This is a genomic window from Pseudomonas sp. MWU318 (assembly GCF_016756945.1).
Taxonomy (GTDB): Bacteria; Pseudomonadota; Gammaproteobacteria; order Pseudomonadales; family Pseudomonadaceae; genus Aquipseudomonas; species Aquipseudomonas putida_A.
Genome location: NZ_JAESJL010000009.1, coordinates 12,563 through 29,117, shown reverse-complemented (window position 1 = coordinate 29,117; position 16,555 = coordinate 12,563). Strand labels below are relative to the sequence as shown.

16 protein-coding genes are annotated in these 16,555 nt (G+C 60.8%); 6 read left to right on the top strand and 10 right to left on the bottom strand.

The features are described from left to right. Nucleotides 1-14: 14 nt before the first annotated feature. From folK to dksA, 7 genes are all read right to left on the bottom strand, one after another. Nucleotides 15-500, bottom strand: a complete 486-nt coding sequence (folK, locus tag JN524_RS20405; protein WP_202370513.1) for a 2-amino-4-hydroxy-6-hydroxymethyldihydropteridine diphosphokinase — start codon at nt 498-500, stop codon at nt 15-17. A gap of 3 nt (nt 501-503) precedes the next feature. Then, nucleotides 504-1,904 (bottom strand): polynucleotide adenylyltransferase PcnB, encoded by a 1,401-nt coding sequence (locus JN524_RS20400; protein ID WP_047600294.1) that lies wholly within the window; start codon nt 1,902-1,904, stop codon nt 504-506. A gap of 734 nt (nt 1,905-2,638) precedes the next feature. Then, nucleotides 2,639-4,075, bottom strand: coding sequence for a sigma-54-dependent transcriptional regulator (locus JN524_RS20395; protein ID WP_103367311.1), 1,437 nt, complete (start codon nt 4,073-4,075; stop codon nt 2,639-2,641). Between the two features lie 22 nt (nt 4,076-4,097). Further along, nucleotides 4,098-7,052, bottom strand: coding sequence for a sensor histidine kinase (locus tag JN524_RS20390; protein WP_202370512.1), 2,955 nt, complete (start codon nt 7,050-7,052; stop codon nt 4,098-4,100). After that, the gene (locus tag JN524_RS20385; protein ID WP_003176118.1) at nt 7,036-7,212 is read right to left on the bottom strand and encodes a hypothetical protein; all 177 of its coding nucleotides are present in this window, start codon (nt 7,210-7,212) and stop codon (nt 7,036-7,038) included. The genes JN524_RS20390 and JN524_RS20385 overlap by 17 nt, the downstream gene beginning before the upstream one ends. Before the next feature lie 77 nt (nt 7,213-7,289). Beyond that, entirely contained in the window at nt 7,290-8,186 is an 897-nt protein-coding gene (gluQRS, locus tag JN524_RS20380; RefSeq protein ID WP_202370511.1) for a tRNA glutamyl-Q(34) synthetase GluQRS, read from the bottom strand. Nucleotides 8,187-8,382: 196 nt separating this feature from the next. After that, complete coding sequence (dksA, locus tag JN524_RS20375) at nt 8,383-8,826, bottom strand: RNA polymerase-binding protein DksA (RefSeq protein ID WP_003228250.1); 444 nt, start codon at nt 8,824-8,826, stop codon at nt 8,383-8,385. A gap of 334 nt (nt 8,827-9,160) precedes the next feature. Between dksA and JN524_RS20370 the strand changes: the two genes are divergently transcribed. Both JN524_RS20370 and sfsA read left to right on the top strand, forming a co-directional pair. Continuing rightward, nucleotides 9,161-10,333, top strand: coding sequence for a pyridoxal phosphate-dependent aminotransferase (locus JN524_RS20370; protein ID WP_202370510.1), 1,173 nt, complete (start codon nt 9,161-9,163; stop codon nt 10,331-10,333). Continuing rightward, on the top strand, nt 10,333-11,046 hold the full coding sequence (gene sfsA / locus JN524_RS20365; RefSeq protein ID WP_202370509.1) for a DNA/RNA nuclease SfsA: 714 nt from the start codon (nt 10,333-10,335) through the stop codon (nt 11,044-11,046). Before JN524_RS20370 ends, sfsA begins: the two co-directional genes overlap by 1 nt. Here the strand turns inward: sfsA and JN524_RS20360 are convergent. Next, on the bottom strand, nt 11,043-11,360 hold the full coding sequence (locus JN524_RS20360) for a Rieske (2Fe-2S) protein (RefSeq protein ID WP_183786012.1): 318 nt from the start codon (nt 11,358-11,360) through the stop codon (nt 11,043-11,045). The two genes, sfsA and JN524_RS20360, sit on opposite strands and share 4 nt — an antisense overlap. 162 nt (nt 11,361-11,522) lie before the next feature. Between JN524_RS20360 and JN524_RS20355 the strand changes: the two genes are divergently transcribed. From JN524_RS20355 to JN524_RS20340, 4 genes are read left to right on the top strand one after another with little or no spacing between them, the layout of a single operon-like run. Continuing rightward, on the top strand, nt 11,523-12,395 hold the full coding sequence (locus JN524_RS20355) for a heme/hemin ABC transporter substrate-binding protein (RefSeq protein ID WP_202370508.1): 873 nt from the start codon (nt 11,523-11,525) through the stop codon (nt 12,393-12,395). A gap of 50 nt (nt 12,396-12,445) precedes the next feature. Then, complete coding sequence (locus JN524_RS20350) at nt 12,446-13,429, top strand: FecCD family ABC transporter permease (RefSeq protein WP_202370653.1); 984 nt, start codon at nt 12,446-12,448, stop codon at nt 13,427-13,429. Next, a complete protein-coding gene (locus JN524_RS20345) occupies nt 13,429-14,196 on the top strand; it encodes a heme ABC transporter ATP-binding protein (RefSeq protein ID WP_202370507.1) in 768 nt (255 codons plus the stop codon). The genes JN524_RS20350 and JN524_RS20345 overlap by 1 nt, the downstream gene beginning before the upstream one ends. Nucleotides 14,197-14,216: 20 nt before the next feature. Continuing rightward, nucleotides 14,217-15,068: a ChaN family lipoprotein gene (locus tag JN524_RS20340; protein WP_202370506.1), complete on the top strand. Its 852-nt coding sequence runs from the start codon at nt 14,217-14,219 to the stop codon at nt 15,066-15,068. 226 nt (nt 15,069-15,294) lie between these two features. Here JN524_RS20340 and JN524_RS20335 read toward each other — a convergent pair whose 3' ends face one another. Both JN524_RS20335 and JN524_RS20330 read right to left on the bottom strand, forming a co-directional pair. Next, entirely contained in the window at nt 15,295-16,095 is an 801-nt protein-coding gene (locus JN524_RS20335) for a Crp/Fnr family transcriptional regulator (RefSeq protein WP_202370505.1), read from the bottom strand. A 16-nt stretch (nt 16,096-16,111) separates the two neighbouring features. Beyond that, nucleotides 16,112-16,384: a TfoX/Sxy family protein gene (locus tag JN524_RS20330; RefSeq protein ID WP_003228231.1), complete on the bottom strand. Its 273-nt coding sequence runs from the start codon at nt 16,382-16,384 to the stop codon at nt 16,112-16,114. Nucleotides 16,385-16,555 lie beyond the last annotated feature (171 nt).

Here is a 16,555-nt window from a genome sequence, read left to right as displayed (position 1 = left end):
ACAGGGGATTTTTGTCAGGCGTGAACGAGGCGTTCGAGGCCGATGAACGGGCAGGCGGCGAGCAGATCGGACAGCGCGCGGCCATCGGCCAGGCGCAGATCCTCGGGAGCGAGTTCGGCCAGGGGATAGAGCACGAACGCCCGTTCCTGAATTTGATAATGCGGGACTTTCAGCCGCGGCTCGTCGATCAGGCGATCGCCGAACAACAGGATGTCCAGATCGAGCGTGCGGGGGCCCCAGCGTTCGAGGCGTTCGCGGCCCTGATCGTTCTCGATGGCTTGCAGCGCATCGAGCAGGTCCAGCGGCGCGAGATCACTGTCGAGGGCGGCGACCGCGTTGGTGTAACGCGGTTGTCCCGGCAGCAGTGAATCGCTCTGATAGAACGCCGAAACACCAACAAGGGAAGTCTGCGGCAATTGCCCCAGCGCGCTGAGCGCGCTGCGCAATTGTTCGGCCGGGTCAGCGAGGTTGCTGCCCAGGCCGATATAGATGCGTTCCATGCCTTATTCGCCCGATGCGCTCGGTGCCCCGGCGCGCTTGCGCTTGGAGCCGCTGCTGCGGCGACGTTTGCGCGGCGCGCCGCTGGCGTCATCGCCCTTGCCGCTGAGGTCACGGATCATGTCGCGACGTTCGCTGTCGTTGGCGTCCTGATAGTCCGTCCACCATTCGCCCAGACCGTCGGTCTGCTCGCCAGCGCTTTCACGCAGCAGCAGGAAGTCGTAACCGGCGCGGAAGCGTGGATTGTCCAGCAGCAGGTCGGCGCGTTTGCCGCTGCGGCGTGGCAAGCGTTCCTGCATGTCCCAGATTTCGCGGATCGGCATGGTGAAGCGCTTTGGAATGGCGATGCGCTGGCACTGTTCGGCGATCAGCTCGTGCGCACCTTCCTGCATCGCCGGAATCGGCGGCATGCCACGCTCTTGCAGACGCAACACGCGGGCCGGCAGGGCAGGCCACAGCAGGGCGGCAAACAGGAATGCCGGGGTTACCGGTTTGTTCTGCTTGATGCGCAGGTCGGTGTTGGTCAGCGCTTCGCTGATCAGCGTGTGGGTGTATTCCGGGTTGTGCTCCAGTGCGTCGGCACTGGCCGGGAACAACGGGGCAAACAGCTGCAGATCGACCAGCATCTCGAACGTGATTGCGCCATGGCCGGAGAGGAACAGCTTGAGCACTTCCTCGAACAGGCGGGCCGACGGGATCTCGCGCAGCATCGGCGCCAGTTCGCGGATCGGCTGCACGGTGTGTTTTTCGATGCCGAAATTCAGCTTGGCGGCGAAACGCACGGCGCGCAGCATGCGCACCGGGTCTTCCTGGTAACGCTGCTTCGGATCGCCGATCAGGCGGATCAGGTGATTGCGGATGTCGTGTACGCCGTTGGCGTAATCGAGAATGCGCTCGCTGACCGGATCGTAATACAGGGCGTTGATGGTGAAGTCGCGGCGTTGCGCGTCTTCTTCCAGGGTGCCGTAAACGTTGTCGCGCAGAATCCGCCCGCTCTCGTTACGCGAAGACTGGTTGCTGTCTTCGTCGTCTTCATTGACCGGGTGATTGGCGCGGAAGGTCGCGACTTCGATGATTTCGCGACCGAAATGGATATGCACCAGTTTGAAGCGGCGACCGATAATCCGCGCATTGCGGAATTCGGCCCGGACTTGCTCGGGAGTGGCGCTGGTGGCGACGTCGAAATCCTTGGGCGTGATGCCCAACAGCATGTCACGCACGCAACCACCGACCAGATAGGCCTGGTAGCCGGCGCCCTGCAAGCGTTCGACGATATTGACCGCATAGCGGCTGAATTGCCCCTTCTGCAGCGAATGTTGGCCGCTGTTGAGCACTTCAGGGGTGCTGCGGATGTGTTGCGTACGACGCACGGGAGTTCGGAATGACTGGAACAGCTTCTTCAGCATGGGATGCACTGTTTGAAGGAATGTTCGGCCATACCAAAGAATGACCGCATGATGGGCGCAGATTCTAGCATTTAGTCGGGGGATGGTGTAGGACGCAGCAGATTTGCGCTGTAAGCCGCAAGCTGCAAGGGTCGAGGAGGGATAAAACAGCAGGATTTTCCGAACGGAAGAAACTACAAGGGGAGCCGAAGCTCCCCCAGAAGTAGTTGCGTGCTCTTTTTATTATTGATTCGGGCTTCTTGTTTTTGTTGAGTGCCCTCGCCATGAAGCTTTTCCTTCATGACCCTCCCAATCGGGAGCCAAGAGCAAACGGATTGCTTTGGTCGCTGTGTTGCAGTGATCTTGCGATCCAACCAGTACAGGCTCTGTCTTAGGACAGTTTTTGTTGTTCTCGGCCTGGTCGTGGGGCAAGCCCCAAATACAACGCCTCTCCAAAAGAATCAGTTAGCTGCGCCTCTCGCCGTCTTGTTTTTATTGTGCGTGAGTCGATTCGTCTTATTTTTATTGTCTTGTGCATTGCTTGTTATTGTTCTTGTACTAAACATATAGCAGGTGCCGTGCCAACTTTTGCGAAGCCCAATAAAACAAGGGGTTAGGTCGATATGGCGGTTTTCTCGGGGCGAAAAAAAGCCGGGGTTTCGTTACCGATAACCCCGGCTTCTGTTACGTGAAAGGACTGAGGTAACAGTTTTTTCACATCTTCAAGCGTTACGCGCACACTCGACAGGTAACGTTCAGCTCTCGCTGGCGACCCCGGTCTTGCGCCGTGGAATGCCCAGGCGCTGACGGCGTTCCCACAGGCACTTGCGGCTGACGCCCAGTTTGCGCGCCAGTTCGGTCTCGGTCATGTGGTCCTGATGCTCAAGAACGAAGTGCTGGAAGTAATCTTCCAGCGACAGGTCTTCGGTCGGCTCATGGCTGCTGTTGCTGGTGTTACCTGCGGTTTGCGCAGGCAAGCCGATGAACTCGTCGTCTTCCAGATCGCTCAACTCGATGTCGATGCCCAGCAGGTCGGCAGAGATTTCCGGGCTTTCGCTCAGGATCACTGCGCGCTCGACTGCGTTTTCCAGCTCGCGCACGTTACCCGGCCAGGAATAGTGCCGGATGGCCTGTTCGGCATCGGCGGCAAATTTCAGGTCGGTACGGTTGATGCGCGCACTCTGGCGAGCGAGGAACGCGGTGGCGATTTCGTTGACGTCGGCGCCACGTTCGCGCAATGCCGGCAGTTTCAGGGCAATCACGTGCAGACGGTAATACAGGTCTTCACGGAACTGGCCGATTTTCGCCAGGCTCTTGAGGTCGCGGTGGGTCGCGGCGATCAAACGCACATCGACCTTTTGCGACTGCACCGAACCCACGCGGCGAATCTCGCCTTCCTGCAGCACGCGCAGCAGACGGGCCTGGGCTTCCAACGGCAGTTCGCCGATCTCGTCGAGGAACAGCGTGCCGCCGTCCGCCGCTTCCACCAGACCGGCGCGACCGGCGCTGGCGCCAGTGAACGCGCCTTTTTCGTGGCCGAACAGTTCGGACTCGATCAGGCTTTCCGGAATGGCTGCGCAGTTCACCGAAATCATCGGTGCCTTGGCACGCTTGGACAGGTTGTGCAGGGCGCGGGCCACCAGTTCTTTACCGGTGCCGGACTCGCCCTGGATCAGGACATTGGAATCAGTCGGCGCGACTTTGCGTATCTTGCTGTACAGATCCTGCATCGGCGGGCACGAGCCAATGATGCCGATCTCGCCGTTGCTGTTGTCGACAGACGACTTGCCGCTGCCATTGGCTGCTTTGCCGGCAGGCACTTCGCCGGCGGCAGGTGTCGACTGGTGATCACGCAGGATCCGCGCGACCGCCTGAAGCATTTCATCATGATCGAAAGGCTTGGCGATGTAGTCCACCGCGCCCATCTTCATCGAGTCGACCGCAGAGCGCAGGCTGGCGTAGCTGGTCATGATCAGCACCGGTTTGCCCTGGCCAAGCTTGATCAGCTCGGTGCCGGGGGCGCCAGGCAGGCGCAGGTCGCTGACGATCAGATCGAATGTGGGAATACTGAAGCGTTCTTGTGCTTCCTGCACAGAACCGGCTTCGCTGACCTGATACTGGTTACGTTCCAGCAGGCGGCGCAAGGCGGAGCGGATAATGGTTTCGTCTTCGACGATCAAAATGTGCGGCATTGATTCGATACTCTCGACGGTCTCAGTTCACAGCGGACGTCGCTTCGACATGACGCGGTAAGGTCACCCGGATACGGGTGCCGCGCTGGCTTTGTACATCAGCCGGGCTGTCGATGGTGATTTGTCCATAATGCTCTTCAACGATGGAATAGACCAGTGCAAGGCCCAGACCGGTACCTTCACCCGGATCCTTGGTGGTGAAGAAAGGTTCGAACAATCGGTCCATGATGTTCTGCGGAATACCACTGCCTTCGTCCTCGACGATCAGATCGACCGTGTGTTCGCCGGCTTCACTCTTGACCCGCACCGCACTGCCCGCAGGCGAGGCATCACGGGCGTTGGAGAGCAGATTGATCAGCACCTGGGCGAGGCGCTGCGGATCGCCTTCGACCCAGTGATCGGGGTCGCACAGGTTGTAGAACTGCACTTCGAAGTTGCGCCGGTTCAGCGCCAGCAGGCCAATTGCGTCCTGCGCGACTTCGGCCAGACAGACGGGCTCGTCGCTGTGCTGGTGGCTGCCGGCGTGGGCGAAGCTCATCAGCGACTGCACAATGCGCGACACGCGCTTGGTCTGTTCGAGAATCTGCCCGCTGATCTCCGTCAGTTCGCCATCTTCTTCACGCTCTTCGCGCAGGTTCTGCGCCAGACAGGCGATGCCGGTGATCGGGTTGCCGATTTCATGAGCCACACCTGCCGCCAGTCGACCAATGCTCGCCAGACGTTCCGAGTGCACCAGTTTGTCTTCGAGCATCTGCGTTTCGGTCAGGTCTTCCACCAGCAGCACCAGGCCGCTGTTGCCCGGTGCCAACGGTTCATCGATCGCCGCTTTGTGCAGATTGAGCCAGCGGGTCTGGCCGTCGAGGGCCAGGTGCTGCTTGTGCAAATGTTCATCGGGCAGGTTGATGAAGCCTTGCAGCAATTGCTTCCACGGATTGGCGATGGTGCTCAGGCGCGAGCCGACCACCCGTTGCGCGGCAATGCCGGTGAGTTCTTCCATGGCCTTGTTCCACATCAGAATCTCTTGATCCTTGGCCAGCGAGCAGACGCCCATGGGCAATTCCTGCAAGGTCTGGCGGTGGTAGCGGCGCAGGGCATCGAGTTCGGCGGCTAGCCCGGTGAGGCGCGAGTGGTAGTCCTCGAGACGGCTTTCGATGAAGTGGATGTCTTCGGTTACGTAGTTTTCGCCGCCAGCCTTGTACGGCAGGAAGGTTTCGACCATGTCCTGCGCCACGCTCGGGCCCATCAGGCCGGAGAGGTTGGCTTCGATGCGGTCGCGCAAGCGGCGCAAGGCATAAGGACGGCGTTCGTCGAACGGCAGATAGAGGTCGCGCAGGGCCTGTTCGACTTCTTTTTGCGCCGCCTTGGCGCCTAGCGGTTTGGCCAGTTGCGTGGCGAACTCCTGGGGCGAAGCGGCATGCAGTTCGCGGCGTTGCGGGCGACGCACGTTATCCACTGCGCAGGCTTCGGCGGCGCTGGCTTCTTCAGGGCTGGCGTTGGTGAACAGCGAGATCAGGGTGAACATCAGCACGTTGGCCGCCAGCGAGGCAATGGCCGCCATGTGCCAACTGGTGTCGTCCAGCACGTAGATCATGTTCAGCAGTGGAATGTAGAAACCCTGCAGGTTGCCGACCAGTGGCAACAGCATGGTCACCACCCACACCAGAATCCCCGCCAGCAAGCCGGCGATAAAGCCGCGACGGTTGGCGGTCGGCCAGTACAGCACCGAGAGCACGCCGGGCAGGAACTGCAAGGTTGCAACGAAGGCGACGATGCCGAGGTTGGCCAGGTCCTGTCCGGCGCCGAGCATCAGGTAAAAGCAGAAACCGGCCATGATGATCGCGACGATCAGCGCCCGGCGGGTCCACTTCAGCCAGCGGTAGATATTGCCTTCGGCCGGTGGCTGGTACAGCGGCAGCACCAAGTGGTTCAGCGCCATGCCCGACAGCGCCAGGGTGGTGACGATGATCAGGCCACTGGCGGCCGACAGTCCGCCGACGTACGCCAGCAAGGCCAGCGGTTTGCTGTTGGCGGCAATGCCGATGCCGAGGGTGAAGTATTCCGGGTCAGTGGTGGCGCCGAGTTTCAGGCCAGCCCAGAGAATCAGCGGAACCGCCAGACTCATCAGCAACAGGAACAGCGGCAGGCCCCAGCTGGCACTGACCAGCGAGCGCGGATTGAGGTTTTCGGTGAAGGTCATGTGGTACATGTGCGGCATCACGATCGCCGAGGCGAAGAACACCAGCAACAGCGTGCGCCACGGCCCTTCCTGCAGCGGCGTGTGCAGCGCGGCGAGAGCGGTCTGGTTTTGCAGCAGCCACAGTTCAAGCTGTTGCGGGCCGTCGAACACGCCGTACAGCGCATAGAGGCCGACGCCGCCGAGGGCGATCAGTTTGATCACCGATTCGAAGGCAATCGCGAACACCAGCCCTTCGTGTTTCTCGCGGGTGGCGATATGTCGGGAACCGAAGAAAATCGTGAACAGGATGATCAGTGCGCAGAACGCCAGCGCGACGCGGCTCTGGATCGGCTCGCCGGTGAGGATGCCGATGGAATCGGCCACCGCCTGAATCTGCAACGCCAGCAGCGGCAGTACGCCGATCAGCATGAAGATCGTGGTCAGCGCGCCGGCCCAGGTGCTGCGGAAGCGGAAGGCGAACAGATCCGCCAGCGACGACAGTTGATAGGTGCGGGTGATTTTCAGGATCGGATACAGCAGCACCGGCGCCAGCAGAAACGCGCCGGACACCCCGAGGTAACTGGAGAGAAAGCCGTAGCCGTACTGATAGGCCAGGCCCACGGTGCCGTAAAACGCCCACGCACTGGCGTAGACCCCTAGCGACAGGGTGTAGGTCAGCGGGTGGCGAATGATCGCTCGCGGGATCATGCCCCGTTCGCTGATCCAGGCGACGCCGAACAGCACCGTCAGGTACGCGGCGCTGACCAGGATCATCTGGGTCAGGCTAAAGCTCATCGGCATCTTTTTGGCTCTGCAGGATGAAGGTCACGACAATCAGGATCAACCAGAGCAGATACGGCCGATACCAGGCGCCCGTGGCGTCGATCCACCAATCCATGATGGCTGGCGAAAACAGATAGATTCCCACGACCAGAAGCAGGACCAAGCGATAGATGTACATCCCGGCCTCTCTTTTTTATGCGCGTGCCCGAAAACGTGCGGCGATGGTAACGGATGGCGGCGCGACTGCAAGTGTCGTCATTGCAGTTGCGCCTCGGGCAGGCTCAGTGTGCGCGGGATCTTCGATGCATCCCAGTGGGCTGCGCCCCATTTCAGCAATTCCTCGGGTGTGGCATGGGCCAGTTCGGCACCGGGGTTTTGTCCCAGCGCTCGCAGGGCCCGCAGCAGCAAAGGAGTGGCCTGATCCGCCTCAAGCGGCGGCGAACGGTAGGATTTGCCGAGTTTGTTGCCGTCCGGCTGCGTGATCAATGGCAAGTGCAGATAGCGCGGCTGACGCAGGCCCAACAGTTCTTGCAGGTAGAGCTGGCGTGGCGTGGAGTCGAGCAGGTCGGCACCGCGCACGATGTCGGTGATGCCTTGCCAGGCGTCATCCAGCACCACGGCCAGTTGATAGGCGTAGAGGCCGTCGCGGCGGCGAATCACGAAATCGCCGACGTCGCGCCCCAGATGCTGGCGGAACTCGCCCTGCACGCGGTCGATGAAGTGATATTCCAGTTCCGGCACGCGCAGGCGGATCGCCGCGTCTTGCTGCTCATGCCCGGCATTGCGGCACAAGCCCGGGTAAATGCCGTGATACGGCTCCAACTGCTTGCGCGAACAGGTGCAGGCGTAGGCCAGGCCGTGATTGAACAGACTGTTGAGGACTTCGGCGTAGGCAGCGTGCCGGTTACTCTGGCGCACCATTTCGCCGTCCCATTCGAACCCGTAGCTTTCCAGCGCCTTGAGAATCGCCGCCTGCGCGCCGGGCTCTTCCCGGGGCGGATCGAGATCTTCCATGCGCACCAGCCAGCGCCCGCCGACCGCACGCGCGTCGAGGTAAGAGGCGAGGGCGGCGACCAGCGAACCGAAGTGCAGGTGGCCACTGGGGGTCGGGGCGAAGCGGCCGATGTAGGCGGGGGCGGTTTTGGCAGTCATGGAAACGAAGCTACTTTTCAGGCTATACGCAGGTCAACTTGTGGGAGCGAGCCTGTTCGCGAAAGCTTAGTGTCAGATGATTAAATGTTGAGTGACACACCGCTTTCGCGAGCAGGCTCGCTCCCACAAGGGCAAAGGCAAAAGGCAGAAACAAAAACGGAGCGTTCGCACGCTCCGTTTTTCGTTCAGGTCGAGATTACTTGCCGACCTGCTTTTCCTTGATTTCCGCCAGGGTCTTGCAGTCGATGCACAAATCCGCAGTAGGACGGGCTTCGAGGCGCTTGACGCCGATCTCGATGCCGCAGGACTCGCACCAGCCGTACTCTTCGTCCTGGATCAGTTCGAGGGTCTTGTCGATCTTCTTGATCAACTTGCGCTCGCGGTCGCGGGCGCGCAGCTCGAGGGCGAATTCTTCTTCCTGGCTGGCACGGTCGGCCGGGTCAGGAAAGTTGGCCGCTTCGTCTTTCATGTGATCAACAGTACGGTCGACTTCCTGCATCAAGTCCTGTTTCCACTTGTTCAGGATCTTGGTGAAGTGCGCGCGCATGGGAGCGCCCATGTACTCTTCGCCGGCCTTCGGAACGTAAGGTTCGAAGCCGCTGATCGTCGCTTGCTGCTGTTGCTTTGCTTGGGTGGGCATGAAATGGACCGCCTCTACTCTTGTAATCCATTGCGCAGGATTGCTCCATCACCGACACCTGCCGGCCCTGCGGCTGCAAGCGGGCGAACTTACCAGATCAATTCGGCCCGCGCTACTCCCGGATGTCGAGGTCCCGGCGGGTGGCGCTTGCAGATGTTTGGCAAGCTGTGTCTGGCGCTGATGAAAGCCTGTTCAATCACTGATTTTAGTCAATCCTGGAGCGTACGCTCATATCGTTACAGTCCAGCGTTCTTGAGGCTGTGACCGCGACGGGTTCTCGCTCGTTCCGGCAGATGGGTAGAATCGTCTCTTTTTCCCCGTCGAAGGAAAACCAATGGCTCAGCCTTACAGTGCGCGCAGTCGTGCGATCGAACCGTTCCATGTAATGGCGCTGCTGGCGCGGGCCAACGAACTGCAGGCCGAAGGTCACGACGTGATCCACCTGGAAATCGGCGAGCCGGACTTCACCACGGCCGAGCCGATCATCCGTGCCGGGCAGGCTGCGCTGACGGCGGGCAAGACCCGCTACACCGCCGCGCGCGGCATTCCTGAACTGCGCGAGGCGATTTCCGGGTTCTATCAATCGCGTTACGGTTTGAACATCGATCCGCGGCGGATCCTGATCACGCCGGGGGGCTCCGGTGCGCTGTTGCTGGCCAGTGCCTTGCTGGTCGATCCGGGCAAACACTGGCTGCTGGCGGATCCGGGCTACCCGTGCAACCGGCACTTTCTGCGATTGGTCGAAGGCGCGGCGCAACTGGTGCCGGTCGGGCCGGAGGTGCGTTACCAACTGACCCCGGATCTGGTGGCACGTCACTGGGATCACGACAGCGTTGGTGCGTTGGTGGCATCGCCAGCCAACCCCACCGGGACCATCCTGACCCGCGATGAACTGGCCGGGTTATCCACCGCGATCAAGGCGCGCCACGGCCATCTGGTGGTGGACGAGATCTACCACGGCCTGACTTACGGCACCGATGCCGCCAGCGTGCTGGAAGTCGAGGACAGCGCCTTTGTCCTCAATAGCTTCTCCAAATATTTCGGCATGACCGGTTGGCGGCTCGGCTGGCTGGTGGCGCCGGAGGCTGCGGTTAGTGAGCTGGAAAAGCTCGCACAGAACCTCTACATCAGCGCACCGAGCATGGCGCAGTACGCCGCACTGGCCTGTTTCGAACCGGACACCATCAGCATTCTCGAAGAGCGCCGCGCCGAATTTGGCCGCCGCCGCGACTTCCTGCTGCCGGCGTTGCGCGAATTGGGTTTCAACATCGCCGTCGAGCCTGAAGGTGCGTTCTACTTGTATGCCGATATCAGCCAGTTCGGCGGTGATGCCTTCGCTTTCTGTCGACATTTCCTCGAAACCGAGCATGTTGCCTTTACTCCAGGGCTGGACTTCGGGCGTTATCAGGCCAGCCACCATGTGCGTTTTGCTTACACGCAAAACCTCCCTCGCTTACAGGAAGCGGTGGAACGTATCGCTCGCGGCTTGAAGAGCTGGCAAGGCTGATGCGCTTTTATCCGGCTCTGGAAGAGGCGCGGCTGATTCGTCGCTACAAACGTTTTCTGGCGGACGTTGAAACGGTCAATGGCGAGTTGTTGACCCTGCACTGCCCGAACACCGGCTCGATGCTCAACTGCCAAGTCGAAGGCGGGCAAGTGTGGTTCAGTCGCTCAAACGACCCGAAGCGCAAGCTGCCCGGCACTTGGGAAATCGGCGAAACCCCGCAGGGTCGGCTGTTCTGCGTGAACACCGGCCGCGCCAACGCCCTCGTTGAAGAGGCGCTGCAGGCCGGTGTCATCAGCGAGTTGAACGGCTTCACGGCGCTTAAACGCGAAGTGGCATACGGTCAGGAAAAAAGCCGTATCGATTTCCGCCTTGAATACCCGAGCGGGCCGGCTTATGTGGAAGTGAAGAGTGTCACTTTGGGGTTCGACGGGACGAATGTCGCGGCCTTTCCCGACGCAGTTACCCAGCGCGGCGCTAAGCATCTGCGTGAACTGGCGCATCTGGCCCGTGACGGTATTCGTGCGGTGCAGTTGTATTGCGTCAATCTCAGCGGGATTGACGCGGTGCGACCGGCCGAAGAAATCGATTCGGCGTACGCGGATGCCCTGCGTGAAGCGGTGGCGTGCGGGGTCGAGGTGTTGGCCTACGGCGTGCGCTTGAACCACGAAGAGATGGTGATCGACCGGCGGCTGGACGTTTTGCTCAACGGTTAAATATCTATCCACAACCCTTTGGCATCTTCGCGGCAGGGGATGGCGGTCAGGGATTGCCCGGCGCAGGGCCCGGCGACGCATTCGCCGTCCTCGATCAGAAACAGTGCGCCGTGGGTGGCGCACTGGATCAGGCTGTTGCTCGGGTCGAGAAACTGGTCGGGGTGCCATTCCAGACCGACGCCGCGATGCGGGCAACGGTTGAGATAAACATAGGCCTGACCATTGCGGCGCACGGCAAACAGTTTATTGCCGTCGATGTCGAAACCGCGGCTGCCCGCCTCAGCGAGATCGGCGCCGGCGCACAAAAACTTCATGGCTATCCTCAAATGTCAGCTCGTTTCAGGAAATGTCCGAGCTTGACGTTTAAATGCAAACAATTATCAAATGGCCGCCTTCGCCCACTGCACGCAGCCGCCGCCAAGGATACTTGGCCTGCCGGTTCGCTGCCCGGGAAAACTGTTCAAGGAAAGCTGCGTATGCGCCTGATTACCCGCGTTGTTGTGCTGTGTGTCGGACTGCTCGCCAGCCTTCAGGCGACAGCTGCCGATTTGCCGCAGCGTTGGGTCAGCGCCGGTGGGGCGCTTTCAGAGTGGGTGAGTGCATTGGGTGGCGAATCCAAACTGGTCGGGGTCGACACCACCAGCCAACATCCGCAATCGCTGAAGAAGCTGCCCAGCATCGGCTATCAACGCAGTCTTTCGGCGGAAGGCATTCTCAGTCTGCGCCCCGATATCCTCATCGGCAGCGAGGAAATGGGCCCGCCGCCTGTCATCGCCCAGGTGAAGAGCGCGAAGGTGCGGGTCGAACTGTTCTCGGCACAGCCGGATCTGTCGACCCTGGAAAAAAACGTTACGCATCTCGGACAGTTGCTGGGCGCGCAAGCGCAGGCGGCGCAGTTGCTGGAAAGTTATCAACAGCAGCTTACCGAGCAGAAAGCGCGAGTCGCCGAGTTGCAGACCAGGCATAAGGCGCCCGGTGTGCTGGTACTGATCGGGCATGCCGGCGGCAAACCATTGATTGCCGGCAAGGACACTGCCGCCGACTGGCTGCTGCAACGGGCCGGCGGACACAACCTGGCGACGCATACCGGTTACAAGCCGTTCTCCGTGGAGTCGCTGGCCGGGCTCGATCCTGAGGTGCTGGTGTTCGCTGATCGCGCGTTGAGTGGTGAGGCGGCAAAAGCGGCATTGTTCAAGGAAAACCCCATTCTCAATTCAAGCCGCGCGGCCAAGGCCGGACGGGTGCTGGAGCTGGATCCGACGCTGCTGGTCGGCGGGCTCGGGCCGCGTTTACCGGCGGCACTGAAGAATTTGTCTGACGGCTTCTACCCGACTGCGAGCGGCCAATGACCGTACTGGTCAAACCACGAAGCCTGTTTATCGGCCTGACGCTCCTGTGTTTGCTGGCCATCTGGCTGTCCTTGGCGTTGGGGCCGGTGAGCCTGCCGCTGTTCGATACGTTACGCGCTGCATTGCGCATGCTCGGTGTGCCGCTGGCGCCGGATGGGCTGGAGCAGGCCGAGCTGATCCTCGGGCAGATCCGTCTGCCGCGCACCTTGCTCGGTCTGGCCGTCGGCGGTGTGCTGGCACTGTCGGGTGTGGCGATGCAGGGCTTGTTTCGCAATCCGCTGGCCGATCCCGGGTTGGTCGGGGTGTCCAGCGGCGCGGCGCTCGGGGCGGCGATTGCGATTGTCGGCGGTTCGTTTTTTGGCGGTTTGCCGGAGTGGTTCGGGCCGTACCTGTTGTCGGCGTGCGCGTTTCTCGGTGGACTGGGGGTGGCAGCGCTGGTCTACCGACTTGGACGGCGCAACGGCCAGACCAACGTCGCAACCATGCTGCTGGCAGGGATCGCCCTCACGGCGCTGGCCAGTTCGGCAGTTGGATTGTTCACCTATCTGGCGGATGACGCGACTTTGCGTACGCTGACTTTCTGGAATCTGGGCAGCCTCAATGGCGCCAGTTACGCGCGTTTGTGGCCGTTGCTGATTATCAGCACTGGCGTCGCGCTGTGGTTGCCGCGGCGTGCCAAGGCGCTGAATGCGTTGTTGCTGGGGGAGTCCGAAGCCGGGCACCTGGGGATTGATGTCGAACGGCTCAAACGTGAATTGGTGTTCTGCACGGCGTTGGGTGTTGGCGCGGCGGTAGCGGCAGCCGGGATGATCGGTTTCGTCGGGCTGGTGGTGCCGCATCTGGTGCGTTTATTGGCCGGGCCCGATCACCGGGTGTTGCTGCCAGCGTCCATACTGGCGGGTGCGAGCCTGTTGTTGCTGGCGGATCTGGTGGCGCGGCTGGCGCTGGCGCCGGCGGAATTGCCGATCGGCATTGTTACCGCATTTATCGGTGCACCGTTCTTTCTTTATCTGCTGTTGCGAGGGCGTGCCTGATGCTGCGTGCGCACAATCTGCACATCCGCCGCGGGCGCAAGACCGTCCTCAGCGACGTCACCCTGCAGCTTGAACCCGGTGAGGTGCTGGGTGTGCTCGGACCGAACGGTGCCGGCAAAAGCACCTTGCTCGGTGCGCTGTGCGGTGAGCTTGCGGCCAGTGAAGGTGAAGTGTTGCTCGACGACAAGGCGCTGAGTCACTGGACAGGTACGCAGCGCGCTCAGCGCCTGGCGGTGTTGCCGCAGGTGTCGACGCTGGATTTTGCCTTTCGTGTGGAAGAAGTGGTCGGCATGGGCCGCTTGCCGTATCAAAGCGGTCGGGTACGCGACGACGAAATCATTGCGGCAGCGCTGGACGCTGCGGATGCCGGGCATCTGAGCGGGCGCAGTTATCTGGCATTGTCAGGCGGCGAGCGCCAGCGTGTGCATCTGGCGCGGGTGCTGGCGCAGTTATGGCCGGGGCAGGCCGGGCAAACCTTGTTGCTGGATGAGCCGACCTCAATGCTCGATCCGTTGCACCAACATACGACGCTGCAAGCGGTGCGTGAATTTGCCGACCGTGGCGCAGCAGTGCTGGTCATCCTGCATGATCTGAATCTGGCGGCGCGCTATTGTGATCGGGTGTTGCTGCTTGAGGGCGGGCGCCCGGTGGCGCTGGATACGCCGCAGCAGGTTTTGCGACCGGATTCTCTCAAAGCCGTGTTCGGTCTCGAAGTATTGGTGCAGCCGCACCCGGAGCGTGGGCATCCGCTGATCATCGCCCGCTGATTTCTCATCGAGGTGATGGTATGCGCGGGATGTGGTTGTTAGCGGTGTTGCTGCTTGCAGGGTGTCAGCATGTTGCCCCGCCCCCGCCAATCAGTGGCGAAATTCGTGATCTGCACAGCGGCCAGATACTGACGGCACAGGAACTGCTGGCGCGTCTGGCCAAGCCGCAACAGCTGATCGTTGGCGAGCAACATGACAACGCCGATCATCACGCTGTGCAGTTATGGCTGTTGCAGGCGCTGGGTGAGCAGCGGCCCCAAGGCAGCCTGCTTTTGGAGATGCTCACGCCGGACCAACAGCCGAAGGTTGATCAGGTTCGTCATGCGGCAACGCCGCCTAGCGATCTTGCCGCCGCGTTGGCCTGGCAGGATGGCTGGGACTGGAATCTTTATGGACCGATCATTCGGTTCGCCCTCACGCAAGGCTATCCGCTGTTGGCGGCTAATCTGGATAACAGCGAAATCCGCGCGTTCTATCGTCAGCCGCCAGTCCTGAGCGGTGTTCGCAGCAATGCGGCCTCGGTGAAAGCCAGGCTGCTTGAGCAGATCAGCGATTCACATTGCGGCTTGCTGCCCAAATCACAGATGCCGGCGATGCTCGCGGTTCAGCAACAGCGTGATCGACGCATGGCCGAACGTTTGCTGGCCGCGCCGACGCCAGCCTTGCTACTGGCGGGTGCCTGGCATGCGCGCAAGGATGCTGGCGTGCCGCTGCATGTTCTGGATCTGGGCGCAGCCCAAGCGCCAACGGTGCTGATGCTGGCCGAGCAGGGCGCCGAGGTGACTGCGGCGATGGCCGATTACGTCTGGTACACCCCGGCCACGCCCGCGCAGGATTACTGCGCACAGATGCGCAAACAATTTGGCCAATGACTTTTCCACAGGCAAAAAAAGACCCGGTAAAAACCGGGTCAAATAACCGTGATTAGCCTGATGAGGAGATAATCTGAGAGTCCGAACCAAGGGCTTTTCAGAATATCGACTGATCTCGCGATCAGTTGTGATAATCATAGCGATTCTCATTAGCGAGTCAACCACTGTTTTTCCATTTGCTTGATTTAGTCGTGCATATGGCCGGAATGTCCCGGAAACAAGGGACTTAACGCGCAGCTTTCACCGCGCTCAGTTGCGTGATCTGCTGGTTGAGCTGGCCGATGCGGCGGGCCATGCTCTCAATCAGGCTGTGCGCGATCTTCGGATTGTTGCGGGTCATACTCAGAAACTGTTCGCCTGGAATCAGCATCACCGTGCTTGGCTCGCGAGCGATGACAGTGGCATTGCGCGGTTCACCGGTGAACACCGCCATGGCGCCGAAAATCTCGTCCTTGGGCACTTCGCCGACCTTGTGCCCATCAACAAACGCTTCAGCATGCCCCTCGATGATCACGAAGACGTGATCAGCGGCATCGCCCTGCCGGATCAACACCTCACCGCTTTCGACCCGTTTGAAGCCATTGGTGCTGCGAAACTCCCGTGGCTTCAGTTCGGCCACCGCGTGAGCCAGCAGCGCCATCTGCCCCAGCAGATACTCAAGCCATTGCTCGGCCCGGCCCGGTTCGGCATACAAATGCTGGAACAGTTCGGTTCGCCGATAGGGCAACAAGCGCGATGGCCCTTCGCTGCGCAGTCGGCAATCGGCCCAGGCGTCACCTTGCTGTAGACCGAGCAGATCACCTTCCTGCCAGTAAAACAACGCACGGCCGCCGATGTAGCCGTGGATCACGCCTTCTGTCAGCAGAAACAGCTGATCGTGTGGGAGCTGCTCCATCAAGTTGTCAGAGATTTCTGGCTCAAAGGCTGGCCCGCACGGCGCAAGGCCTTCCAGCCAGCGCGCGGGCAAGCTCTGCAAGCGATTGATCAGTGCATCGACCGGTGCCGATTGTTCCCCGAGCAGATACATGGCCGTCAGCGCCTGTTCAGTTCTTGTGACGTGAGGAGATGGCTTCGAGCTGCTTGTTCAAGGCGTCTTTACGTTCGGCCGGGATGTCGTTCCAGTGCACATCCATCAGCGCCCCTTCGATCGCGTACAACAACACCTTTGATGCGCGAAACCCGCGGGTACGCACGGCCCGATAGGCGTCCACCGCCCCCAGGCGACGCAAGTCCGAGGCGCTGTGAATGCCCACGGCATGCAGCCACTGCGCCGACGTCTTGCCAAGATTCTTCAGGTGTTGCAGTTCATCATTCATCAAGCCTCCTTGCGACGGCCGAATGGTGCGTGGGCGATCTTCTCAGGAGTGTAGCCATCAGTAGGAAAAGCGTGGTTGTTTGGTCGGATTCGACGCAAACGCTTCTAAGAAAGGCGATGACATCTGGCGAATGCAATAGTAAGGAGTGTGACGCATACAACTGTAGGAGTG